This window comes from Phycisphaeraceae bacterium, from assembly GCA_019454185.1.
In the GTDB taxonomy this organism is placed as follows: Bacteria; Planctomycetota; Phycisphaerae; order Phycisphaerales; family UBA1924; genus JAHBWV01.
The window spans coordinates 1,669,653-1,694,258 of sequence record CP075368.1 but is presented as its reverse complement, the minus strand read 5'-3'; the positions used below and the strand labels follow the sequence as shown (position 1 = coordinate 1,694,258).

At 64.2% G+C, this 24,606-nt stretch carries 20 protein-coding genes and 1 tRNA gene; 14 read left to right on the top strand and 7 right to left on the bottom strand.

Going from position 1 to position 24,606, the window contains the following annotated elements; all coding sequences use genetic code 11:
- Positions 1-19 precede the first annotated feature (19 nt).
- The 3 genes from KF838_07175 to accD all read left to right on the top strand — a co-directional run bounded on the left by KF838_07175 (position 20) and on the right by accD (position 3,139).
- On the top strand, positions 20-1,225 hold the full coding sequence (locus tag KF838_07175; protein ID QYK49628.1) for a hypothetical protein: 1,206 nt from the start codon (positions 20-22) through the stop codon (positions 1,223-1,225).
- Between the two features lie 279 nt (positions 1,226-1,504).
- Positions 1,505-2,212, top strand: coding sequence for a histidine phosphatase family protein (locus tag KF838_07170; protein ID QYK49627.1), 708 nt, complete (start codon positions 1,505-1,507; stop codon positions 2,210-2,212).
- A gap of 84 nt (positions 2,213-2,296) precedes the next feature.
- Positions 2,297-3,139 carry an acetyl-CoA carboxylase, carboxyltransferase subunit beta gene (gene accD, locus KF838_07165; protein QYK49626.1) on the top strand — a complete coding sequence of 281 codons (843 nt, stop codon included), beginning with the start codon at positions 2,297-2,299 and terminating at the stop codon, positions 3,137-3,139.
- A 126-nt stretch (positions 3,140-3,265) separates the two neighbouring features.
- On the opposite strand, the gene rplS is transcribed toward accD, so the two are convergent.
- Complete coding sequence (rplS, locus tag KF838_07160; GenBank protein QYK49625.1) at positions 3,266-3,697, bottom strand: 50S ribosomal protein L19; 432 nt, start codon at positions 3,695-3,697, stop codon at positions 3,266-3,268.
- Positions 3,698-4,045: 348 nt separating this feature from the next.
- On the opposite strand from rplS, the gene KF838_07155 reads away from it, so the two are divergent.
- Together KF838_07155 and asnB are read left to right on the top strand one after the other, a co-directional pair.
- Positions 4,046-5,533 carry an arylsulfatase gene (locus tag KF838_07155; protein QYK49624.1) on the top strand — a complete coding sequence of 496 codons (1,488 nt, stop codon included), beginning with the start codon at positions 4,046-4,048 and terminating at the stop codon, positions 5,531-5,533.
- Between the two features lie 71 nt (positions 5,534-5,604).
- Positions 5,605-7,470: an asparagine synthase (glutamine-hydrolyzing) gene (gene asnB / locus KF838_07150; protein QYK49623.1), complete on the top strand. Its 1,866-nt coding sequence runs from the start codon at positions 5,605-5,607 to the stop codon at positions 7,468-7,470.
- Positions 7,471-7,487: 17 nt separating this feature from the next.
- Here the strand turns inward: asnB and KF838_07145 are convergent, their stop codons facing one another.
- A complete protein-coding gene (locus KF838_07145; protein QYK49622.1) occupies positions 7,488-8,354 on the bottom strand; it encodes an ABC transporter ATP-binding protein in 867 nt (288 codons plus the stop codon).
- A gap of 119 nt (positions 8,355-8,473) precedes the next feature.
- On the opposite strand from KF838_07145, the gene KF838_07140 reads away from it, so the two are divergent.
- Positions 8,474-8,546, top strand: a tRNA-Phe gene (locus tag KF838_07140).
- 145 nt (positions 8,547-8,691) lie between these two features.
- On the opposite strand, the gene KF838_07135 is transcribed toward KF838_07140, so the two are convergent.
- The 3 genes from KF838_07135 to KF838_07125 all read right to left on the bottom strand — a co-directional run bounded on the left by KF838_07135 (position 8,692) and on the right by KF838_07125 (position 11,700).
- On the bottom strand, positions 8,692-9,192 hold the full coding sequence (locus KF838_07135; protein ID QYK49621.1) for a hypothetical protein: 501 nt from the start codon (positions 9,190-9,192) through the stop codon (positions 8,692-8,694).
- A complete protein-coding gene (locus tag KF838_07130) occupies positions 9,189-11,075 on the bottom strand; it encodes a hypothetical protein (protein QYK49620.1) in 1,887 nt (628 codons plus the stop codon). Before KF838_07130 ends, KF838_07135 begins: the two co-directional genes overlap by 4 nt.
- A 64-nt stretch (positions 11,076-11,139) precedes the next feature.
- Entirely contained in the window at positions 11,140-11,700 is a 561-nt protein-coding gene (locus tag KF838_07125; GenBank protein ID QYK49619.1) for an NUDIX domain-containing protein, read from the bottom strand.
- Between the two features lie 145 nt (positions 11,701-11,845).
- Between KF838_07125 and murC the strand changes: the two genes are divergently transcribed.
- The 6 genes from murC to KF838_07095 all read left to right on the top strand — a co-directional run bounded on the left by murC (position 11,846) and on the right by KF838_07095 (position 17,806).
- The gene (gene murC, locus KF838_07120; protein ID QYK49618.1) at positions 11,846-13,426 is read left to right on the top strand and encodes a UDP-N-acetylmuramate--L-alanine ligase; all 1,581 of its coding nucleotides are present in this window, start codon (positions 11,846-11,848) and stop codon (positions 13,424-13,426) included.
- The gene (gene murB, locus KF838_07115; protein ID QYK49617.1) at positions 13,423-14,346 is read left to right on the top strand and encodes a UDP-N-acetylmuramate dehydrogenase; all 924 of its coding nucleotides are present in this window, start codon (positions 13,423-13,425) and stop codon (positions 14,344-14,346) included. Before murC ends, murB begins: the two co-directional genes overlap by 4 nt.
- Positions 14,343-15,299 carry a D-alanine--D-alanine ligase gene (locus KF838_07110; protein QYK49616.1) on the top strand — a complete coding sequence of 319 codons (957 nt, stop codon included), beginning with the start codon at positions 14,343-14,345 and terminating at the stop codon, positions 15,297-15,299. Before murB ends, KF838_07110 begins: the two co-directional genes overlap by 4 nt.
- A 132-nt stretch (positions 15,300-15,431) precedes the next feature.
- A complete protein-coding gene (locus KF838_07105) occupies positions 15,432-16,385 on the top strand; it encodes a hypothetical protein (GenBank protein ID QYK49615.1) in 954 nt (317 codons plus the stop codon).
- Complete coding sequence (locus KF838_07100) at positions 16,382-17,245, top strand: hypothetical protein (GenBank protein ID QYK49614.1); 864 nt, start codon at positions 16,382-16,384, stop codon at positions 17,243-17,245. Before KF838_07105 ends, KF838_07100 begins: the two co-directional genes overlap by 4 nt.
- Before the next feature lie 93 nt (positions 17,246-17,338).
- The gene (locus KF838_07095; GenBank protein QYK49613.1) at positions 17,339-17,806 is read left to right on the top strand and encodes a transcription elongation factor GreA; all 468 of its coding nucleotides are present in this window, start codon (positions 17,339-17,341) and stop codon (positions 17,804-17,806) included.
- A gap of 40 nt (positions 17,807-17,846) precedes the next feature.
- Here KF838_07095 and KF838_07090 read toward each other — a convergent pair whose 3' ends face one another.
- Positions 17,847-19,892, bottom strand: a complete 2,046-nt coding sequence (locus KF838_07090) for a DUF5110 domain-containing protein (GenBank protein QYK49612.1) — start codon at positions 19,890-19,892, stop codon at positions 17,847-17,849.
- Positions 19,893-20,123: 231 nt separating this feature from the next.
- Here KF838_07090 and KF838_07085 point away from each other — a divergent pair, with 231 nt between their 5' ends.
- Positions 20,124-20,933: a DUF4097 family beta strand repeat protein gene (locus tag KF838_07085; GenBank protein ID QYK49611.1), complete on the top strand. Its 810-nt coding sequence runs from the start codon at positions 20,124-20,126 to the stop codon at positions 20,931-20,933.
- Between the two features lie 146 nt (positions 20,934-21,079).
- Here KF838_07085 and KF838_07080 read toward each other — a convergent pair whose 3' ends face one another.
- Entirely contained in the window at positions 21,080-23,398 is a 2,319-nt protein-coding gene (locus KF838_07080; protein ID QYK49610.1) for a choice-of-anchor B family protein, read from the bottom strand.
- Between the two features lie 188 nt (positions 23,399-23,586).
- On the opposite strand from KF838_07080, the gene KF838_07075 reads away from it, so the two are divergent.
- Positions 23,587-24,423 (top strand): hypothetical protein, encoded by an 837-nt coding sequence (locus tag KF838_07075; GenBank protein ID QYK49609.1) that lies wholly within the window; start codon positions 23,587-23,589, stop codon positions 24,421-24,423.
- Positions 24,424-24,606 lie beyond the last annotated feature (183 nt).

The following is a 24,606-nucleotide window of genomic DNA, read 5'->3' as shown; positions in this document are numbered from 1 at the left end:
TTGCTTCATGGAGGTTCGCATGCTGATGCTTCTGATGACGATCGCCTCGTTGTCCATGCCGCTCAAGAACGATGGGCATCTCGTGATCTACCCCAAGATCCCGGGTCTGACGTACGAGCAGTTGAGAACCCGGGACGACGGGACGGTCGTCGCGGCCTATATCCCGCCCCGTCCGGATTCTGTGGTCGATCTCGATGCGGCGTTTGCTGTCTTTGAGGGTGCGCCGTACGTCGATGTCGTCGAGGGTGTGACGTGGGAGATTGTCTCTACGGATCAAGAGCACGAGTTCGCCACGATCAACGAGTTGGGGGAGATCACCTTCACGGATTCCGGGCGAGTGCGTGTTCGAGCCACGTTTATGGGGATCGTCTCTGATGAGATGCGGGTCACATGGTCGCAGACGAGCAAGGTGGGGCCGTGGGATGAAGAAGGCCCCGGCGGCCCGAGTTCGCCAGGGCCAACCAACGAACAGACTGGTGCCGCTGTGCGCAACGGAGTTGGATCGCTTGAACAGCGGTATGGTCACATTATCTCACCATTATTTAGCAGTGTGGCATTGAGTACCAGCATCCAGACGAATAGCGGGACGGCATGGTACAGTGCTCTTCCCGGTAGTTATCTTGGCAGTTCGGGAGTTGCAGCTGCGTACGGCAACGGAGCACGTGAAACACCGGGTGGCGGCGTCTACGTCTCTGGACCTTTGATTGTCGTGGCTGACAGTGTCGCTGCCGCGATTGTTGCTGATGGCCTGACAGATGCGAACGGGCACTTGACCGAGAACGGACAGACGATCATCCACGAACTCCTCCACGCCGTTCTTGACCAGTTCGGCATCAAGATGTCCGAAGCACTGGAAGAAGCACTGGCGCACGCCTTCGGTGAGTTGCTTGCCAACAAACTCATGGACCTGACCGACAGACTGGAGAACGCCGCCCGCAACGGGGCGACGAAGTTGGATCAGAGTCGGATCGCCGCGCTCATCCAGAGCATCATCGAGGAACTGAGAAAGATCAGGGCGCAGGCCAAGAACGCGAAAGACAAGCGGGCACTCGATCTGGCATTCACGCTTCTGAACCTCGACGATCGTGATGGCGATGGTGTTCCCGACATCATCGAGGACATGATCGATCGTCTCTTCCCCGAGAGGCCCGAGTGGCTGGAAGAGATCCTCAGAAAGTCCGTCGTCGAGGATGCGGGCGATCCCATCGAGATCGTCCCGGATTGAAGTGGTTGCCTGTGCTTTCGACATCGTGAACACCACCCCCCTGCCGAGGGTGGTGTTGTTTCGCGGCTTTCTCGATTCAGTACGCCTGTGCCGCGCACACCTGCGGACCCTCCCCCTGTACAGCGCGTACTCAGACGAAGACGTGATCTCTTGTCCACAGTCGGGTTTCGTTGTTAGTGCTGACTTACGCTGGCTTTGCGATCGACACCAGTGGGGGGCTACACTCGGATCTCGCGTCGGGAAGCGGCGCGTGGGTGCGATGCTTGGCCGGGCGGCAGGATGCCGCGAAGACCGGGGGCATCGCGGGCGTCGGAGCCCGGTGAGTGCATCATCCTGATGGCGAAGGTCACCGACATCCAGATTCTGATTGCTCGCTGCGGGCCCACGGCATGGGACGAGGGGGGGCGCCTGTGCGGCGGTGGCACCGATCTCCCTGTCTGCCCGGCCGGTCACGAACACCTCCAATCCATCGGCGAGCGGCTCTCTGGATCGACGCTGGGTGTGGTGGTCTGCGGACCCGATGCCGCGAGCCATGAGACGGCGAGAGTCATCGCCGCGGCCACGGGGGCGCGGGTCAAATCTGCGGACGACCTCGGCGAGGTCAGTCTGGGGCTGTGGGAAGGTCTGCTCGTCGGCGAACTCGAAGAGCGATTCCCGACCGTCTACCGGCAATGGAAGGACGATCCGACAGGCGTTCTGGTTCCCCAGGGCGAGAGCGTCGATGAGGCCCGGGAGCGTCTGATCAGCGCACTTGCGCGCCTCCTGAACCGCACGAGGGGTGTCGGAAAGGGCGTCGGCGTTGTGCTGCGCCCGATCTCATACCTGATCGTTCGATCGTGGCTGCGCGGCGAGGGGCTTGCCGATTCGTGGCAGAACCCGTCGGAGGTTCCGCCGCTCGAATGGCATTGTGTGCCGAAACTCCGAATAAGGCGTGACGGTGCGGAGACGCTGCCGGGTCCTGCCGGCTCGCGTGCGAAGGCGTCCTAGGTCGATGTTGATGAGTGAGCAGGGATGGTCCTTGGTGTGCCCCGAGGGGCGGCCAGGGCTGAGAAGCAGGGAAAGAGCGGAACGATGACACGAGCGGCATCCAGAACGTGGAACGAGATCAAGACACCGAAGCGGTCGGCGATCCCCGAGGGGCTCTGGCTCCGTTGCCCGGGATGCAGCCGCATGATCTATCGCCGGCAGATGGAGGCAAACCTCCACGTCTGTCCGGAGTGCGCCCATCACTTTCGGATCGGCGCGGTGGAGCGCATCCGCCAGTTGACGGACCCCGGCTCCTTCCAGCCCATGTTCCGTGGCCTTGAGCCGACGGACCCGCTCGGCTTCCGCGATCTGAAGACCTACGCCGATCGCCTCCGCATCGAGCAGGAGAAGACCGGGCAGGTGGATGCTGTACAGGCCGGGTCGGGCTTCATCAAGGGCCGCGAAGCGATGGTCTGCTGCCTTGATCTCACGTTCATGATGGGGTCGATGGGCAGCGTGGTCGGCGAGACCATCACGCGCACGATCGAGACCGCGACGGAGCGGAACCTGCCGCTCATCGTCGTGAGTTGCTCCGGTGGTGCTCGCATGCAGGAGTCCGGGCTGTCGCTGATGCAGATGGCAAAGACGAGCGCGGCTCTCGCTCGCCACGACAACGCCGGCGGGCTCTTTATCAGCGTTCTCACCGATCCGACCACTGGCGGCGTCACGGCGTCGTTCGCGATGCTCGGCGATGTGATCCTCGCCGAACCCGGCGCGCTCATCGGCTTTGCAGGCCCCCGCGTCATCCAGCAGACGATCCGGCAGGAGCTCCCGGATGGCTTCCAGCGATCGGAGTTCCTCCTCAAGAGCGGGCTCGTCGATCGCGTGGTCGCTCGTGCCGAACTCCGGAGCGAGATCGCGCGGATCATCGACTACAGCGGCAAGTAAACCCGCGGGCGACTCGCTGCGCCGAGCCCATCGGATCAAGTCCACACAGTATGAAACAGGCCCGACGCTCGCGCCGGGCCTGTTCTGGTTTTGTGCTTTGTCGATTCGATCACGCTCGAGCGCGGATCACGCCTCGGCCGTTGCAGTGGCTTGTGCCACCGGCGGCTTGAATCCGATCACGCCCTCGGTGTGCTTGATGCCGCGGCGGCGATCACGCAGGCGACGGCTCTTGCCGACACGTTCACGCAGGTAGTACAGCTTGGAGCGTCTCGCGTCGCCGTGACGGATGACCTCGATCTTCGCGATCAGCGGCGAATTCAGGGGCCACACACGCTCAACGCCGAGATCGTCGACGATACGGCGGACCGTGATCATCTCATTGGTGCTGGAGCCCGAGCGTGCCATCAGCACGCCCTGGAACACCTGAACGCGCTCCTTGTCTCCCTCGACGATGCGGCAGTGAACGCTGACCGTGTCGCCGATGCTCAACGTCGGCAGGTTCTTCTTCAGACTCTCCGCCGTCAGTCCTTCGATGATCTTCTGGGTGCCGCCAAGCATGCTTGAGTCTCGCTTGATTCAGTGTCTGTTCGAATGAGCCGAGGCGACGCGTTGCACGCAGGCACACGCACCGCTCGACGTGGGACTGAAACGTTAGGACCATGTCCAAGCCGTTTCTAGCACCTACCCGAACCGAACACATCCCCACTCCGAAGCGGGGCAAGCCCCGTTCGAGACCCCGCCGATCAGATCGAGCTGGCGTACCCGGGACCAGCAGGTGCTCGCCTCCGAGTCATACCCAAGCTTTCGAGCAGACCGCCTCCCAACCCCGAAGCACGCCTCCGCAGCAATGACGCGATGGAATCGACTCCCACTGTACAATCGGGGCCCTTCATGGAGGTCCACCGAATGGTCAGATCTGTCGAGCTTTGTACCCCTCGCAAGTCGTTCGGATCTGCACTTGCGTACTTGGTCGGTTTGTTCGTGACCGGTCTGGTTGCGTCGTCGGCGCTCGCGGGCGGCGAGACCTCACAGGTGGCTCCCCGCCCTCACATCGTCCACATTGTTGCAGACGATCTGGGCTGGAAGGACGTCGGCTTCAACGGGTGTAGCGACATCAGGACGCCGAACATCGATCGGCTCGCCGGTGAGGGTGCCGTGCTCTCGCAGTTCTACACCCAGTCGATGTGCACGCCGACGCGTGCCGCGATGCTGACCGGGCGCTACCCCTATCGCTACGGGCTTCAAACCGCGGTGATCCCCTCCGTCTCCGCCTACGGGCTTGACACCGAAGAGTGGCTGATGCCCCAGGCCATGAAGGAAGCCGGGTACACCACCGCCATCATCGGGAAGTGGCACCTCGGGCACGCCGACAAGAAGTGGTGGCCCCGCCAGCGCGGCTTCGACTACCAGTACGGGGCGATGATCGGTGAACTCGACTACTTCACGCACGAGGAGCACGGCGTGCTCGACTGGTTCCGCGATAACGAACCCGTCGTCGAAGAGGGTTACACCACCACGCTCATCGGCAAGGACGCCGCACGCCTCATCGAGAATCACGACAAGTCCGTGCCGCTCTATCTCTACCTCACGTTCAACGCACCCCACACGCCGTACCAGGCCCCGCAGGAGTACATAGACCGATACCCCGACATCGCGGAGCCTACACGACGCATCTACGCAGGCATGATCTCATGCCTCGACGACGAGATCGGTCGGGTCGTCAACGCACTCGAACGCGCCGGCATGCGCGAACGCACCATCATCATCTTCCACAGCGACAACGGCGGCACCCGCAACGCCATGTTCAGCGGCGTCATGACCGACATGAGCAAGGTCGTCCTCCCGTGCGACAACGGGCCGTACCGCGAGGGGAAGGGGACGCTTTTCGAGGGCGGGAGCCGCGTCTGTGCGCTCGTCAACTGGCCGGGGAAGATCGCAAAGGGCCGTGTGGACGGGATGGTTCACGCCGTCGACCTCTTCCCCACGCTCGCGGCACTCGCCGGGGCACCCACGACCAGAAGCAAGCCCCTCGACGGCCTCAACGTCTGGGAAACCCTCTCACGCAACGCTCCCTCACCCCGCGACGAGATCGTCTACAACATCGAGCCGTTCCGGGCCGCGATCCGCCAGGGCGACTGGAAACTCATCTGGCGGACCACGCTCCCCCAGAGCGTCGATCTTTACAACCTCGCGGACGATCCTTCGGAGACGAACAATCTCGCCTCGAAGTATCCCGATATTGTCGAGCGGATGAAGGCCCGGATCGATGAGCTCTCGCGCGATGCCGCGAAGCCCCTCTTCCTCCTCGACCAGTTCAAGGTCATCCAGACCAACATGAAGGGCGAGCCCGTGATGCCCATCGACGATGGGTTCGGCACGGGCGACACGCGCTGAGTCACCTCGAATGTCGAACTTCGGTCCGTTGCCTCCATAAACAGGCCGCCGCACGCCGATGATGCTGCACGATGTGCGGCATCCTCGGAATCGTGCGCGGAGCCGGTGCCCCGGTCACACTGACCGACGCTCAGGTTGTTGCCATGCGCGATCGCATGGTGCATCGCGGGCCGGACGATGCGGGGCTTGAGCGTCTTGGCAGCGTCGTCCTCGCCCATCGACGGCTGAGCGTCATCGATCCTTCGCCCGCCGGGCACCAGCCGATGCGCTTCGACAGCCCTGCCGGGCGAACCCGGGGCTGGCTCGTCTACAACGGCGAGATCTACAACGATGCCGAGCTTCGTCGGGATCTCTCGCGCGAAGGTGTCGCGTTCGCGACTTCGTGCGACACCGAGACGCTCGGGCGATGCTGCGAGCAGTGGGGGCCGGGCATCGCCGCCGCTCGCGTCCGAGGCATGTTCGCATTCGCGTGGTACGACCCGCACGCAAGGACCCTGACCCTCGCCCGCGACCCGATCGGGATCAAGCCGCTGTACTACACGCTGCTCTCGGTCGCTGGCATCACCGAGCTCGTCTTTGCGAGCGAGATCGGTGCCATCCTCGCTCACCCCGGCGTCCGCGCCGCGCCCGATCCCATCACCGTCAGCGCCTACCTCACGACGATCCGAACCACGCTCGGACCGCGAACTCTCTACGAGGGCATCCGCGTTGTCCGCCCCGGCCAGGTCCTGACCTTCGACCTGAGCGGCGCGTCGCTCCCACTCGCACACGCCGCGATCGACACGCGTCAATGGAGCGCGAACGCCGATCCCGAAGACGGCACGACCGAACGCGTCGTCCGCGAGAGCGTTCGCGTCCACCTTCGCGCGGACGTCCCGACCTGCGCCCTGCTCTCCGGGGGCTTGGACAGCTCTATCGTCGTCTCGACTGCTCGTCGGCACGTCGACGTGCTCCGAACGTACTGCTCCGGCGCACCGGAGGCCGAGGGCGTCGGCGGCTCAGAGGACTTCGCCTTTGCGCGGCTCGTCGCTTCCCGGATCGGCGTCGTCCACACCGAGGCCCCCGTCACACGCCGGATGTTCCAGGAGCGATGGCCCGCGATGGTCGAGCGCATGCGCACGCCTCTGGGAACACCCAACGAGGTGGCGATCAACGAGGTCGCCAGAACCCTCCGCGCCGATGGCCACGTCGTCGCCCTCAGCGGCGAGGGTGCCGACGAGTTCTTCGCCGGATACGACACGCCGCTTTCCATGGCCCTCTTCCACGTCGAGCAGGGAGACCACGATCCCGGCCTCTTCCAGCTCAACGCCGCTGCCTGGGTCCCGCTCAACGCCAAGCCCGGCCTCCTCAACCCCGGCTGGTGGTCGAGTGCCGAGCGCGACGAGGAACTCGTCGCGGCGTACAGGTCCGAGTTCGCCGCCGTGAGCGACGAAGCCGCAGGCGAAGCCGAGTACCGCGGCCGCAATCTCGACCCCCTCGAGTGCCACCTGCGCTTCCATCAGCGGATCAACCTGGTCGGCCTGCTCCAGCGCCTGGACTCCGCCACGATGCTCGAGTCGGTCGAGGGTCGAACGCCCCTCGCCGACGTCGTCGTCCGCGCCCACGCGTGGTCGCTGCCGATGGCTCGGAAGTTCACGGAGACTCGCGCCGCGCCCGGCGCAAGCCCGCTGACCCGTACCAAGATCGCTCTGCGCGAGGCCTTCGCAGACGCCCTGCCCCCGGAGGTTGTCGAGCGTAAGAAGGCCAGCTTCCCGCTGCCGTTTCAGGCGTGGGTCTCGGATCAATCGGAGTCGATCAGACGGTCGGCGTTCCTGCGCGAGATCTTCACTGATGCCGCGATCATGACGGTCGCGGAGCGGCCGAGCGAGTTGTGGTCGCTGGCGTGGCCGATGGCGAACCTCGCGATATGGGGAGAGGCGATGTGGGGAGCGGCGTAGCGAAAGCTGCCAGAGAGTCATGAAGTCGCGAAGTCACGTGACGGGACCGCGCTCAGCAGGGCGCGGGTGTAGGGGTCGGCAGGGGAGTTCAGGACGGTGTCGGTCGGGCCGGACTCGATGATGCGTCCCTCGCGCATGACGGCGATGCGCGTGCAGAGGTGGGCGACGACCTCGATGTCATGGCTGATGAAGAGGTATGCGAGCCCGCGCTCGCGTTGCAGGTCCATGAGGAGGTTCAGGATCTGGGCCTGGACCGAGACATCCAGTGCGCTCGTCGGCTCATCGCAGACAATCAGCGAGGGTTCGAGTGCGATCGCTCGCGCGATCGCGACTCGCTGTCGCTGGCCGCCGCTCAGTTCGTGTGGGTATCTCTCCGCTGCGTCAGCGGGCATGCCGCAGCGTTCGAGGAGTGTGAGCGCGCGGTTCCGGCGTTCGGCACGGGATCCGACGCGATGGATCTCGAGTGGTTCGGCGACACAAGCGGCCACGGTCATGCGCGGGTTGAGAGAGCCGCCTGGGTCCTGGAACACGATCTGGGCTGAGCGGCGCAGGTGTCGAAGCCGTGATGGAGGGGCCTTGCTGATGTCGTGGCCGGAGAGGCGGATGCGCCCGTGGGTCGCGGGGATAAGGCCGAGTGCCGCGCGGCCGAGCGTTGTCTTCCCGGAGCCCGATTCTCCGACAACACCGAGTGCTTCGGCTCTGTCGAGCTGGAAGGAGACCCTGTCGATAGCACGATGGGCTTGACGCCCGGGGCCTCTGGCCGGGAATTCGACGACAAGATCTTCGACGGCGAGCAACGGACCTTCCGACCGGGCCTCGGCCCAGTCTCGGGTGTTCCCTATGTGAGAGGGCAGGTCCGAGATTGTCGGTTCGGTCCGGTGCATGTGCCTCAGATCGTATCGAGGGGGTGCAATCAGATAGGGAGCTCTCCGAATCGCCTTGACGGGGGGCGGGGGCGTGGTATCGTTGGGTCCTGCAAGCGACGCCCTTGGGCGTGCGCGGCGGGCAGATAGCTCAGTTGGTAGAGCACCGCACTGAAAATGCGGGGGTCGCCGGTTCAAGTCCGGCTCTGCCCATTGGTTCGGATTCCACGGTCTCTCATACGATGCGACAGCCAGCCAAGCCCGCAGGATTCTGCGGGTTTTTCGTTTGGGCGTGCTTGTGTTGCCGGATTTGTTGCCGCCTGTTCGCCGGTCGCCCGCGTCCAGTCTCCGTCGGTAATCAGATCTGGCGGACTTTGATCTGTGAACCGTCGGCGTGGGTGACGCGGACGGATGAGCCAGCCTTGATCCAGCCGCTCTCGGCGAGGACATCGAGGCGTCTGTCGCCGATGTGCGCCATGCCGACCGGGCGGAGGTCTGTGATGGCTTGCCCTTCCATGCCGATGATCGCGAGGCGTTCGGCCTGTTCGAGTTTCTGAGTCTCCTGGGCCTGCGCGATGTCCTCTTCAGAAGGGGAGCCGATGAGCCGCCTGCCGATCGGCGTGTTCGGCCAGATCTTGAGCATGAACCCGCCGAGGATGGGGCCGACAACAAGCACGGCGAGGGAGCCGATGAGTCCCCAGGTCGCGTCGTATCGGAAGAGGCAGACGATGCCCGCGACAGCGACGACGGCTGAGGTGACGGCGATGACGCCCGCGGAGGGGATAAAGACCTCGAGCACGAGGAGGAACGCGGCAACGACGAGCAGCACAATGCCCCAGATGAGCAACGCTTCGTTCATACGGTTTCGCCTTCTCCCCGGGGCGCATCATCCAGAGCGACAGCGATGCGGAATGGTGTTGCTTCGACGACTCGGACCTGGGTTCCTGATTCGAGGAATCCGAGATCGGAGACCACATCGACCACCCGGTCGCCGATCATGGCGCGTCCTGCCGGGCGGAGCGGTGTGAGCGTGCGACCCGTCTGGCCGATGCGGATGCCGATGCCATCGGTCGGATCCATGGCGAGGATCAGTTCGTCGGTGTCGCTGGTGTTGCTGAGGACGAGTTTCGAGACGATCGGGAGCGAGCCGAAGTGCTTCCCGATGAAGTACATCGCGACGACGGCGGAGAGGGATGAGAGGAGGATGGTCGCGACGCCGTAGAGCAGATCGTCACGCGCTCCGGGCGAGTCGGGGAAGAGGTGTCCCGGCTCTTGTCTGACGAATGTGCCGACGAGCCCGCCGAAGAGGCAGATGAGGCCGATCACGCCGAAGACCGTGAAGCCGGGGAGTACGAAGATCTCGATGGCGACGAGCCCGATGCCGACGATGATGGCGGCGACTTCCCACCAGCTGGCCATGCCGATCATGAGCGGGGGCCCGACGAGGCAGACGAGCGCGACCGCCGCGATAGCGCCGGGGAGGGCGACGCCGGGGTGCGTCAGCTCGATGAAGAGCGAGATGAGGAAGACGACGATGAAAAAGCCCCGTACTACGGGGTTGGTCATCCAGAAGACGATCCCTTCGGACCAGGTAGCGTTGAGGCGTTCGACGTTCGTGGCACCGAAGTAGGCCTTGAGTTGCGAGTCGGTCTTGATGGTCTGGTCGACGAAACCGAGGTGGACGAGGTCGCTGTGCTTCATGACGACGGGGCCGGCACCGTCGGAGACGTACTCCACGAGGGTGTATCGGCCTCTGTCGGACTCGCTGAAGAGAGGGCGGCGCGAGCCGAGGGTCTGAGGGTTCGAGACCTCCTTCGCGATCGCAGCGAGCGCGGGCGAGGCAGGGCGGTAACTTGTGTCGGGAGAAGCGAGGCCGGATGCGGGTCCTGATGTTGGGCCTGATGATGGGACTTGCGGAGTAGGGGACGCGGCATCGGGCGTGCCGGTCGGCGACTGGGGCGTCGGACCGGGGAACGAGGGCATCTTCTGGGGGTTCCCCGTCGCCTGGGCGGAGACGAGTCTCGGGCGTGATGTCGGAGGGGTGTCGTTGAACAGGATCGCGTATTCGGCGCGGTCGATGCAGAAGCGGGCTCCGGTCTGGGTGTCTTCGACGAGCCAGAGTTCGACGCCGCGGCTGACGATTCCCTGCACGAGGTACTCGTCGTAGCCGTTCCGGCGCGCGGAATCGACGACTTCGGCCATGAGCGGGGAGAGTATTTTCTGGCGTTCATGCTCGGGAAGCTGGTTGAGCATGCCGAGGGCGTTGATCGCGATGGGCAGCGCATCGCCGAGTGTCGCGGGGTCGCTTGCAACCATCGTCCGGCAGGCGAGAGCAATGATTGCGCCGCCGGAGTAGGCGTTGGGGCGCACCCATGCGACGGTGTTCGGGATGCTGGACGCCTTGATGGCATCGCAGATTTCGAGGACGGTGCCGACCTCGCCTCCGGGCGTGTCGAGTTCGACAACGAGGGCATCGGCTCCGGATGCCTCTGCTTCTGCCAGTCGCCTCTTGAAGCTCTCGGCGGTGATGCCGGAGCGGATCTCTCCCTTGATGGTGATGATCGCGACGTTCTTGGCCTGCCTGCTCGCGGGGATCGCGGTCGGCGATACCTCGGGGGAGGCGACCGGCTGGGCGTGGGTCAGGTGGATGCTCAGCAGGGAGAGCAGCAGGGCGATGGCTGCGACCATGTGCCTGAACGCGCGATGATGACCCGAGTTGGTGCGGCTCGTCCCGTTGAGCATGACAGACTATAGATCGGAGCGGAGCGAGACCGGTTGCAGAGATCGTGCGGCGATGTTGAGAAGATCAGCCATGCGGGGGGCGTTGCTGTTCGACCGTCCAGCTGAGTTGGGTGCCGGAGCAGTCGATGTGAACGGCAAAGAAGCCGGGCTCGGGGGCAGAGCCCGTTGGTTCTGCCTGCCGAACGAGTGGCCAGATGATGTGCCGATCGGTCTCTGGGATGGGCAGCGAGTCGATCTGATTCAATGCAAACCAGTCGAGACGGCCCTCGCGGATGTCCTGGGCGGGGACCTCGACGGGCCCCATGACGCGGTAGTAGAAGAGGAGCCAATGGCCGCGGCCCTCGAAGGCCCTTTCCGAGATCAGCCCGACCAGACGCAGACGATCGATGGGCACATCAATGCCCGCCTCTTCCATGATCTCTCGTTGGGCGCATTGGGCGGGTGATTCGCCGCTCTCGACGTCGAGTTTACCCCCAATGGGGGAGCAGAGACCGAGGTTCGGCGACTTCAGGCGTTTGAGGAGGAGGATTCTGCCCTGAGCATCGCGCAAGTCGCAGAGACAGGCGAGGCGATAGGGGAGGGGGTGAGCCCCTGCCTGGTCTGGTGCTGCTGCGTTCGGCGTCATTCGGGTGGTCTCGCGGGTCGTGGGAGGTAGGGAAGGAGAGGGTAGCGGCTGTGAGGGTGAGCGAGCGGGGCTGGTGGGGGCTGGCTGATGGGGCGAGGCGTGTCGCTCTTCACGCTGGGCCGACACGCGGGCCGATACCCTTGAGATGCGAACACTGCTTGCGAGAGAGACTCCTGGAACCAAGCCGATGCCTCCTTCACTTCCTGCCGATCGGCGTCAGCTGCCCCCGTTCGACGTGAAGGGGAAGCATGTGTACATGGTGGGGATCGGCGGGTGCGGGATGTCGGGCCTGGCGCGTCTGCTCGCCTCGCGGGGCGCGATCGTCAGCGGCTCGGACACAAGCCGATCCGATGTGACATCGGAGCTGGCGTCTGCGGGCATGGAGATCGGGTTTGACCAGCAGCGAGGCGCGCTGCCGGAGCGGTGCGATGTTGTGGTTCACTCCGCGGCGATCAAGCCGGCGCATCCTGAGCTGATCGCGGCTGTCGAGCGTGGGGTGGCGACGCTGTCGTATGCCGAGGCACTCGGCAGGTGCATGATCGGCAGGACGGGGGTTTCGGTGGCGGGGACGCACGGGAAGTCCACGACGACGGCGATGCTGGGGATCGCGTTGACGGATGCGGGGCTCGATCCGAGCGTGATTGTCGGGGCGGTGTCCTCGCAGCTTGGAGCGGGCGCGTGCTCGGCTCCGCAGCGTGCGATCGGGTTTCGTATCGGCGCGGAGCGCGTGCCCGATGGCGGGCTCCAGGGGCGGCCGGGGATTCTGGTCGCGGAGGCGTGCGAGTTCAATCGATCCTTCCATCACCACTTCCCGACGGTCGCGTCGATCAGTTCGGTCGAGGCGGATCACTTGGACGTCTACGGGACGCTCGATGCGGTGGTGGAGTCGTTTAGAGAGTTTGCGATGCTGCTGCCCCCGGCGGAAGAGGGCGGGCTGCTCTTGATTGCTGATGAGGGAGCGCACAGGCGCGAGATCACGGCGGGGCTGCGCTGCAAGGTGCAGACGATCGGTTTCTCTCCGGCGGCTGACTGGGTCGTCTGGCTCGATTCATCAACTGGGCAGGTGACGCTGTCGCGCGGGCGTGAACCTGTGGCGCAGTGGACGAATCGGGTGCCGGGCGCGCACAACGCGATGAACGCGGCGACCGCGTGCGCGATCGCGATCTCACTCGGAGCCGATCCGCGGAAGGTCGAGCGGTCGCTGTCGGAGTTTCGGGGGATCGATCGACGCATGCAGTTTCTGGGTGAGAAGCGATTCGATGGGCATGTTGGTACGGTGCGCGTCTATGACGACTATGGGCACCATCCGACCGAGGTCGAGGCGACGCTGCGGGCGATTCGCGATCACGAGAGGCCCCAGGAGCGAGGCGGGCGGCTTGTGTGTGTGTTCCAGCCCCACCAGCACTCGCGGACGCGATTCCTCCTTGAGGAGTTTGCGTCGGCGTTTGGTCAGGCGGACATCGTGATCGTGCCGCATATCTACTTTGTGCGAGACTCGGAGGTCGAGAAGTCGCGTGTCTCGTCGCAGGATCTGGTCGATCGCCTGAGGTCGAGGGGCGTGCACGCGATGCACCTGTACCCGTTCGACGCGATCGTTGAGCACTTGCAGAATCTTTGCAAGCCGAATGACCTAGTGATCGTCATGGGTGCTGGGCCGGTGTATCAGATCGCGCACGGCTTTCTCGGGAGCGGCCCCGCGGTGAGCGGCGGGGGGGCGGGTGCATGAGCGTGGCAACCGAAGACGCGAATACTGTTGTGATCGAGCGCGATGCGCCCTTGTCCACGTGGTTCGGGATCGGGGGGCGTGCCGATCGCCTCGCGCGCCCGGCGAGCGTTGAGGATCTGTTGCATTGTGTGAGGTTGGATCCTGCGCTGCGTGTGCTGGGTGACGGCGCGAATCTCCTGGTGCATGACGACGGCGTCTTGGAGCTGGTCGTGTGCCTGAGCGATCCGTGCTGGGAACGGATCGAGATCGATCAACGGACCGGGCGAGTCGTTGCGGGCGCGGGGGTGTCGCTGCCCCGACTGATCAAGGCGACGATCGAAGCGGGGCTGGCAGGCCTTGAGGGGCTCGGCGGTATTCCCGCGACAGTCGGCGGGGCCGTGATCATGAACGCGGGGGGGAAGTTCGGGCAGATCGGCGATGCGGTGCAGGCGGTGCACGCGGTTGATCGCGCGGGTATCGAGGTCGTGCGCGATCGGCGGGAGATTCGCTTTGATTACAGGCGTTCGGGGCTGAATGAGCTGATCGTGACGTCTGTCGAGTTCATGCTCTCGCCTTCGGATCCGGCGGCGTTGAAAGCGCGTCACAAGGAGGTCATGGAGTACAAGAAGGGGTCGCAGCCGCTGGCGGCGGATTCGGCGGGTTGCGTCTTCAAGAACCCGTTGCTTGATGCGGACCTTGAGGGGATCGGCGCGAGAGGGGCGCGTGTCTCTGCGGGGCGACTGATCGATCTTGCGGGGTGCAAGGGGATGAGCGTCGGCGGTGCATCGGTGAGCGAGAGGCACGGCAATTTCATCGTGACATCGCGTGGGTGCCTCGCTGCGGATGTGCTCGAACTGATGGAGCGGGTTCGGGCGCGTGTGGCAGATCGTTTCGGTGTTGTGATCGAGCCGGAGATCGTTGTGTGGAGGCGAGACCGGTGAAGCATGTTCTGGTGCTCGGTGGTGGGCCGGATCGCGAGCGAGAGGTGAGTCTCAACAGTTCGCGGGCGATTGCCGATGCGCTGGAGCGGTTCGGGTATCGCGTGCGCTATGAGGTGATCGAGCGGATCGGGGTTCGGGAGCTCCGTGCATTACCCGGCGATGTGGTCTTTCCCGCGTTGCATGGGGCGTTCGGTGAGGGCGGGCCCCTGCAAGAGATCATGGAACTGGATGGGCGTCCGTATGTCGGAAGCCGGGCTCGGGCGGCACGGGCCGCGATGGACAAGCTGGCATCGAAGCTGGAGGCGGCCCGGCTGGGCATCCCGACGGCGGAGGCGTGTGTGGTCAATCGGAGCGACTTCGGGCTCCCGATCCCGATTCCGCTGGTGATGAAGCCGGTGCATGACGGATCGAGCGTTGGCTTGCACTTGTGCGGGGATGATGCCGCGTATGAGCGTGCGCGGCGCGAAGTTGATCGTGATATCGATCAGAACCCTGGTCGGGCGTATCTCGCGGAGCGGATGATCCGCGGACGCGAGTTGACGCAGACGCTGATCGCAGCGGATGCTGACGGCGGGGATCTTGAGGCGATGGACGCGATCGAGATCATTCCGGCTGAGGGCGCGTATGACTACGACGCCAAGTATGTGCGCAACGACACGCGGTACGTGGTGAAGCCCGAGCTGCCGGGGGGGCTTGCGGGGGAGCTTCAGGCGTGGTCGATGCGGCTGGCCCGCAGCATGGGTGTGAGGCATGTCTGCCGCGTGGATTTCCTGCTCGAACCGGGCGAGGACGGTGTGCGTCCATGGTTCCTTGAGATCAACACGATGCCCGGCTTTACGGACCATTCGCTGGTGCCGAAGGCGGCGGCTCATCGCGGGATAGACATGGGTGCTCTCTGCGACCGCCTGGTCAGGGCGGCTTCTCGGGACCACAAGCCGAGTGGCGGGCGGTGAGGGCCGGGCTTTGGGCGGGTTGGTGGCGAGGTCGGCAGTGGGAGTTGGGGAGAAGCGAGCGACCTCGCCGATACACTGTTCCCCGGTTCGTCGTGTCCGGGTTCATGATCTGTCGGGGATGGAATCCTGCGCATGGGACGTCTTTCGAGCCAATCCGGCGGTCTTCTCGGGCGACTTGAGGCGCTGGCGCGTGCCGATTCGAAGGCATGGCTGCACATGGCGAGCGTCGTCGGCATGTTTGTCATCGGAGGAGCCCTCGGGCTCGCGGCCTTGATTGCTCTCGGCAAGATCGAGGGAATCGCGGTTGGCAAGCTGGCAACCAAGCCCCCTGCGCTCGCGTTTGAGTGGCCTCGGATCGAGGGTGGATCGACGGATGCCACGTGGATGCCTTCGGCTCTTCGCCAAGATCTTGAAGCGCTCGCGATCGGGCAGATCGCGCTGGATGACCCGTTGAGCGGAGCGTCGCTCGCGAGGATCGGATCGGCACTCTCGCAGACCGGGTGGTTTGAGGGCGCGCCGACGCTGAGGCGGAGCTTCAGAGGTGAGCAGCCGATTATCTCCATCAGCGGCACGTGGCGCACGCCTGTCGCGGTGGTCAGATACGACGGCCTTGATTATCTTGTCGGGAGCGGCGGCGTGTTGTTGCCCGCGCGGTATAGCCCGGGGACTTCGGGCATGCCGCTCGTGGTGGGTGTCTCCGAACCCCCGCCGACCCGGGAAGGCACTGGTGCTCTGGGTTTCGGCGCACCATGGCCGGGACGAGAGGTTGCGGATGGGCTTGAGTTGCTGAGACTCACGTCGATGATGCCGTTCTCGAACCAGATCGCGGCGGTCGACGTGGCCCGTCATCGTGAATCAAGTCAACTCGAGTTCATCACGGATCGCGGGACTCGTGTGCTCTGGGGCGGTGCGCCGTCGAGGCCGCTGCCCGGCGAGATCCAGACCGAGGCGAAGGTCGCGCTGCTACTCGATATCGTGAGGCGATTCGGGCGGGTGGATGCGGGTCAGAGCCGGATCGAGATCTTCAGCGATCGCGTCGTGATCGATCGGACCGCATCGGCCATCGCCACGGCGCCGCCGTCATGATCGATCCTCTGGACGGTCACGCGGCGGAGAGCCAGGATCGTTTTGAGCCGGGGGACGTTGACGAGAATCCTCCGGCTGAAGACGACCTTGCTGACGCTGACGCGTTGCAGAATGCGTACATCGCGCGAGCGAGATCCAGCGAACGGCCCTGGCCGCCCAAGCCGGGCGTGTTTGTCGCGCTCTGGCCTATCTACCTGCTGGTCGCGGGGTTCGCGGCGGCGTCTCCTTATCTGATGGCCCGATACGCGGACGACTCGATCGTCATGCCTGCGATCCGATTCATTCTCTGCGCGTACACGATCGGGCTCACGGTCATGCTACCGATGGTGCGGCTGACGCAGCATCGCTCGGCGGATCCGATCATTGAGGCGGGGATGGATGCGTTCTCTCTGATGCTGCCCTTGCAGCCGCTGATCTGGTTCACGGTTGCGCCGCCGGTGGGGATCGGGTACGCACGCGTGCTCGCCATCGATCTGACGATGGGTTTCTGGACAGCGATCATCGCTGCATGGGTGGCGATCACGCTGGCTCACGAGATCAAGCGGGGAGAGTCGCGGAACCACGTGAGGCGGTCCGCGGCGATGGCGGGGATTATCGGGGTTCAGATGCTTGTTCCGCTTGCGGCCGCGGTGTGTGCATCGCTGGGTCTGGCGGTGCATGCGGGCTTCTGGATGTTGTCGCCGGTGTCCGGCGTGCTGCATCTGGGGTCTGATCCGCGTTCACCGGTCGGCGGTGAGGAGTGGCTGGGGGTTTGCTCGATCGGGCTGGTGGCCGTTGGGGTATGGTGGATCGCGCTCGCCGAGCGTCGTAGTGTCCTGTGTCTTGGGAGGGGTCAGGAACCGACCCGGGACGCTGTCTAGTCGGATCCGTCCGTGAATGCGGCCGCCTGCCAGCCATGAGGCATCGGCCCCTGTCGTTTTTGGTGTTGCAGTCAATTCGTATCGGAGCAACGCATGGACATCATGACACCTGAAGAGCGTGTGCAACTCGAGGTGCGACTCAACGCGTTGCTCGCGAACAGGTCGGCGATCTCTGAGAGGATCGCGGAGGCGCGGGCGCTGGGCGACCTCAAGGAGAATGCCGAGTACCACGCGGCGCGTGAGCAGCAGGGCATGGAAGAGGCGGAGATCCGCCGGCTGGAAGAGCGTCTGGCGAAGGCGCATGTCATCAGCACCGACCTGGGTAAGACGACCGGGCAGGTGTTTCTCGGCAGCACCGTGAAGCTTCGTGAGGTCGATTCGGGCGAAGAAGAACTCTACAAGCTCGTCGGCGATGCGCAGGCGGGTCTCGACTCTGAGATCATCGAGGTCACGGTGACGAGCCCGATGGGTGAGGCGCTCTTCAAGGCGAACGTCGGCGAGACGATCAGGGTGCGCACACGGCGCGGGCTGAAGGCGTTTGTTGTCGTGGAACTGGTCTGAGCTGGTTCCGCGTTGCGAATCCGGTTCTTGAGAAGCCGATTCAGCAGAAGCGATCAAGCGGGATCGACCACGATTGGTCGCGGGCGTTGTCGCAGCGCACCTCGCACGTTCGCGCCTCGCCCGAGATGAACACCACAAGCCGCAGCGTACGGGGGTGTTGTTCCCACTCGCCCGCCGTGATACGCATGCTGACCTGTATGGCATCGCTTCTTCTGGTGGACTCGATACGAGTCATGCGGGATGCGCCCCGAGTGTGCTCGTGGCCGTCGCCGGCGTCTTCGTAGAGCGATCCGGAGGCGTTCCCGTGTTGATCGTGATGGATGAAGAGTGTGAGCGGATCGGCTGTGCGCTCGCCGGAGTGCTGCATCGCGGGCCCCACGGGCAGGATGTGCCCCTCGCGAAGATGCAGATCGGGCAGTTCCGGGTCTTCGCTCTCTATGACATCGAAGCGGGCCCACTCGCCCGCCGGGAAGGGTGAGACGCACGGGCCATCGTCTGTCACGGCGCAGCGAACGAGCACCGACGGCCCGAGCAGGAACGAATCATCGGCGGTGCGAAGTGCGGGGTCGGCCGGATCGGCAAAGAAGAGCGGGCGAACGATCGGGAGTCCGCACGCCGCGGATTCGTGTGCGAGCGTGTAGAGGTACGGGAGGAGGCGATATCGGCGCATGATCGCGCGTCGGCATGTTGCTTCGACCTGTGGTCCCCAGGACCACGGCTCGTGCTCTTTGGTCCAGACATCGGTGTGTGCGCGGCAGAAGGGGAGGAGCGAGCCGACACCCATCCATCGTGCGAAGAGTCTGCCGCTCGCGTTCCCTTCGAATCCGCCGATATCCGGCCCGACGAGTGGCTGTCCCGAGAGCCCGAGATTAAGGGCCATCGTGATGGACCAGCCCAGGTGCTCCCACGTTGAGGAGTTGTCGCCCGTCCATGTTGCGGCGTGGCGATGCGTGCCGAGGAAGCCGGAGCGTGTGAGGATGAACGGGCGGGAGTCGGGTCTCAGACGCTCGACACCTTCTCGCGTGGCACGGACCATGAGTGTGCCGTAGACGTTGTGGAGGCGTGCGTGCGTGGTCGGGCCGCCGAGCTCGGGATCGGCGAGATGCACGTTGTCCTCCGGCATGGTCCGGCCGGGGCCGTCGAAGATGGCGGGCTCGTTCATGTCGTTCCAGAAGCCGTCGGCTCCGAGTTCGATGAGCGGCGCGTACAACGATCCCCACCATTCACGCACGCGTGATCGCGAGAAGTCGGGGAATGCACAGGCGCCGGGCCAGACCTGGCCGTGGTACTCGTCTCCCGTTGAGGTTGAGACGAACATGCCCTGCTCATGGCCGGATGCGTAGGCGTGGTACTCGGGATCGACCTTGAGGCCCGGATCGATCATCAGCACGGTGCGTAGGGAGCGATCGTGGAGGTGGGAGATGAGCGAACGCGGATCAGGGAAGCGTTCCGGATCGAACGTGAAGCTGCGATTGCCGTTCATGTAGTGGATGTCGAGCCAGATCACATCGCAGGGGATGCGGCGGAGTCGCATCTCGTCGGCGATACGGCGCACCTCGGCGTCGGGGTAGTAGGAGTAGCGAGACTGGTGGTATCCAAGGGCCCAGAGCGGCGGGAGCGAGATCCGACCGATCAGGTGCGTGAGAATCGTGAGAACAGATTCTGGAGTGTCGCCCTCGATCGTGTAGACAGGAAACGCGGCGTCCTCGACGTGGACAATCAGCATTCCATCAGAAAGGGCGGCACGGGATCTTGCGGGAGTGTCCCAGAGGATGCCGAAGCACGTGCCATCGCGCCGGACACCCATGACCCACGGGTGGGATTGATAGAGGGATGGGGTCTTCTCGTCGTACGCGTAGTGATCGGCGTTCCAGAGTGTAACGCGTCTGCCGTTCCGTCGGAGAGGGCCGGCGTGCTCGCCGAGTCCGTACAGGTCGCAGCCAGCGGGGAGGGCGACGCGCAGCGTGCGGCGAGGCCGTCCCCGGCGTCTACTCGCCCTCCAATGGACTCGGAACGCCGATGCATCTCCCGAACTCTGCATCTCTTGCGCCGACCTGATGATGCAGTGTGAAACGCGCTGCGGCATCGGCCCTGCGTGCGGATCGAGGTGTCGATAGATACCTTTGCCCACGCTGTGGGAGGTCGAGACTGTGGCTCGGGATGCGGATCTGTGGGCGTCCATGCCGTGGATTCAGGTGTGTTCGACGAACGAATCATGATCCGGGTATCCTCACGCCGGACGCAACCGGGAAATCTCCGGGGGCGGAATCCGACAGAGGTGGACCGACGCTTGCTGTCGGTCTAGGGAGATCAGGTTATGCAGACTCTGACGCGAGCGGCCGGATTCGTGCTCGTTCCCCTTGCTCTGGCGCTTGGCGCGGGGTGCAATCCCCTGAGCCCATTGGTGGAGCGTCGGGCGACCTTTGAGCTTGCTCCTGCCGGAGAGGCCCCGCTCGAAGCGAGAACTGTCAACGGGGCGATCAAGGTCTCCGAGGGCACGGATCAGAAAATCGTCGTCCATGCCGTGATCAGGGCGCGTACCCAGGAACGAGCGGACGCGACAACGGTGATCGCGACGTCGGACTCGAACGGCTCGTTCGTGATCTCGCCCCAATGGCCGGGTGAGCGGATGACGAACGAGGGATGCTCGCTCGAGATCGTGACGCCGGACGTGAGTTCCATCGCACTTGTCACTTCAAACGGCGCGATCACGCTGGGCGGCTTGAGCGGATCGGCCCGCCTCAGCACCTCGAACGGCGCGATCAAGGTCGATGGCTTCACGGGTGCTGTCGATGCTTCGACATCGAACGGGAGCGTCACGATTGTCGGTGCAACCCACGGCGTTTCCGCCCGTTCGTCGAACGGCAATCTGAAGGTCACGATGGCAGATACGTCGCCGGGTCCGGTCGTGCTCTCTACTTCGAACGGATCGATCGAGCTCTCGGTCGGCAGTGCGTTCACAGGGAGTCTGTCGGCGACGACGAGCAACGGAACGGTGGGGATCTCGGCGCCGAATGCGAAGGACATAGTCACGAGCCGTGCCAAGGGCTCGGCACGGTTCGGCGATGGAGATGGCACCTCGGTGCTGAAGTCTTCCAACGGCTCGATCTCAGTCCGCGGGCGCTGACGACCATCGTGACGTGTTGGAATTCTTGGTCGGTAGTCTGCGGCCAAGTCCGATTGTGTTCCAGGGAAAGAAAGCGGGCGGGCACCCTGTGAAGGAGGCCCGCCCGTTCCGCAATCTGTGATGATTCTTCGAGGATTGGCCGCCGCTCAGCAGCCGGTGCCGAACGCGTCGAGGAAATCGAGGAAGTCGAGGATATCAACGAGGGTGTCACCGTTGAAGTCCGCGTCCGCGACGCCGCCGCACGGACCGGGCTGGCCCGAGCATGCGCCGAAGTCGTCGAAGAAGTCGAGGAAGTCGAGCACGTCGACCTCGTTGTCGCCGTTGTAGTCCGCGGGGCATGCCGGCGGCGGGACGCAGACGATGGTGCGGACGGTGAAGTCATCGACCGCGGCCTCAACGATCGAGCCGGGGTCGAGGTCCGACGCACGGAAGCGCATACGCACGGTCGAGGTCGGTGCGACAAAGTCACCGACGTTGAACTCGTGGAAGTTCCAGCCGCCGGAGGCCTGCGGACCCGTGGGGCCGACGGTCTCGACGGTTGTCCACGTCGAACCGTTGTTGTTGGAGATCTGGATGACGAAGGTGTCGGTGTTGGGTGCCGCGCCCTTGTCGTTGGAGTACCAGCGCCAGTATGAGATCTTTGCGGCGGTAGCACCGGCGAGATTGATGACGGGGCTGACGAGGGTGGTCGTGCCTCCATCAACGTCGTACGTGCCGATGCTGGAGCCCGCGCGACCATCGGTGACCCAGCAGTTCACGCCCGGTGCCGGGGTGGTGTCGTCTTCCGGCTGTGCTGCGGTTCCTTGTGGGTCCATGCGGTTCCAGATGCCTGCGGTGGCGTTGTCGCCGGCGGCACCGACGGTCCAGCCGCGGTTGATCTCCATGTCGTCCTCGAAGACGATGTCAACGCCGGTCGCGACGAGCGCGTCGACGGCGGCGGTGGTGTATGGGCTGTTATCGATGGCGCGGGCCGCGACGCGATAGGTCACTGCATCGAAGCAGGACTGCGCGGGGATCACGGCTCTCCAGGTGTCATCCGGCTGGAGTGTCATCGGGATCTCCAGTTGGGAGCCGCCGTTGACCTGATAGCGGAGGACCACGGTCGTTGGGTCGAGTTCTTCGGTGCCGACCTCTGTGATCACTGCCGTGATCGGCGTATTCTGGCCGGGTGAGAGCGTCGTCGGAGCACCCTGGAGCGCGATTTCGAGCTTGGGCAGGGGATCGTTGCCCTCTGCGAGCACGAAGAGGCCGCGCTCGATATCGGAGAGCACGATGATGCCGGAGGCGAAGTACGGGTAGTTCGTCCAGTTGCCGTTGAACTGGAAAGAGTCGGACCCGGGGTATGTGTCGAAGTACGCGATCTCGACGGGGCTGGTGCGGTTGCTGATGTCGAAGACGCGAAGGCCGGAGCGGTAGTTCGACTCGTAGAGCTTGTCGCCCTTGATGTACAGGTTGTGATCGATGACGCTCAGGCCGTTGCTGAACGTGCCGACGAGCACGGGGCTTGCGGGATTGCTAACGTTGAAGATGCGGGTGGTGCAGACGGAGACGGATGCGCCCTCGTCCAGCTCGTCGTTCATGTAGAGGTATTGCTTGTCGTCGGTGAGCCAACCCTGGTGGGAGTAACGCACGCCGGAGTAGTTGATGCCGCCGATGCGGGTCATGCTCGCCTTGTTGGTGACATCGATCACGTCGATACCGGCGGAGCCGGTGTAGCAGAAGGCGATCTCACGGCCGGCGTAGGGGCCGCTGGTGTAGGTGACGACCTGGGCCTCGTGGACGTATCTGGTAGACCACGAGCCGACGATGATCGGGTCGGCGGGATTTGCGAGGGAGACGGCGACGAGGCCGCCATTCGCGATGTTCGCGCCTGCGAGATAGAGGAATCCGGAGTCTTCGTTCGAGGCCAGCGTGTGGGTGGTCGTGTGTCCGAGCTGTGTCTTGTTCTGCACGAGCGTGACGACGCCGTTGTCGATCTGGCTCATGTCCATGACCTGGATGCCGGCTCCGCCCTCGCTGCCTCCGTAGGCGTAGTGGCCGATCACCTTCACGCAGTGCCAGAGACTGTTCGGGCCTGTGACATGACCGACGAGGACCGGCGCGCCGGGGTCGGTCACTTCAACGAAGCCGAAGCCGTTGGAGAGCCCGATGATCGCGTACTCGCGTCCGGACGGCGATGTGTAGCCCCAGATGTCGTTCGCTGAGGTGGGAGACCCCGGGAACAGATTGAGCGGCATCCAGGCGTACATCTGCATGTTGAGCTTGTCGAACGTATCGCGCGTGACCGCTCCGCCATCCCGCGACGCGAAATAGCCAGGGCCGTAAACGGGCGGCTGCACGTCCTGCAACTTCCGCCAATCCTCGTCTGCGTGAGCATTCGAGACGGTGACAAGACTGGCGCACGCGATGATCGCGAGATCTCTCGCGATGCGACCTTGGTGAGCGATGCCGATACGTTGTCTCATGGAACTCTCCGTGCCCCCACGTCGAGTTTCTTGGCGTCTGAAAATCGGTCCTTGAAAACCTGAATTCCAGACCAACGTACCAGAGAGGTACGTACCCTACAAGCGTGACGTGAAGTCGGACAGATACGGCTTCTATTCGAGTTGGTTCCTTGGAGCGGCCTGTGCAAGCACGATCCAAATCGAAAGTAATGCGTCTGATTCGATCGCTCTGCGGGTTCGCCGCGGCGGGTGTGCTGTTATCGAGCCACGCCGCAGGTCAGGTGACTGGCGGCGAGAATGCGGGATCTCAAGGCATCGGTCAGAACGTCGGTCCCGAAGTTCCCCAGCTTCACTTTCTCGTGATCAATGACAGGCATCTTCCCCGAGTCAGGGTGGAATGGGAGGGGGCGGGTTCGAAGCCGATCGTGATCGAACGGGAGCTGGAGTACACGGCTCCGGCGATGCGAACTGATGTCGGGCACAATCTGGAGGTCTTCGTCGCGCTCGGTGGTGCTCGCCTCGATCGCCAAGCGGGACATCCGGACGGTGCGATCGTGCGAGTGGGGCTCTACAAGGTTGATGCCGCCAAGCCGTTCTTCGAGGGGCTGGAACGAGACTCGGTGGTTGAGGTGAAGGTCACCAACGTGGTCTTTGACAAGCCAGCTGTCGCACGGCCCGAGAGTGGCGTGCAGCACATCAAATACTCGCCCGAGGGGCTCGCTGAATGTGGGCTGTCGGGGGCTGCGTTCGAGCTCTACAACACGGCGGACCCCTCCGATAACCTCAACGGAAGCATCACGGATGAGAACGGGCGGATGGGTGCGCTGGTCGACGGCGATTCCGAGTTCACGGTGACTCTGGAGCCCGACGGCTCGTACACGATGGTGGCACGGATCCGGTACAGCATGCTTCGGCACATCCTCGATCCGTGGCAGTTGACCAAGCCCGGAACTTTCCTCGAACCCGTCCACTTTCACCTTGAGTTCGAGGCGATTCCGCAGCTCCACGTGCCTGAGTCCCTCCGTCCGATACCCCTCGATGAGTAATGGCTTCCCCTGCTCGATTTTGCTAAGTCTCTGTGGCAAAGCGGCTTGGGTCGATTCTCGCGTTCGTGTACACTCTGCCGGATCGAGTACTTACGAATTCGCGCGCCGGGCGCGGTGTTCTCGATCTACCTGTCGCCGGACGCAGCCACCCACCGACCGATGACCCAGCAAACCAAACAAGAT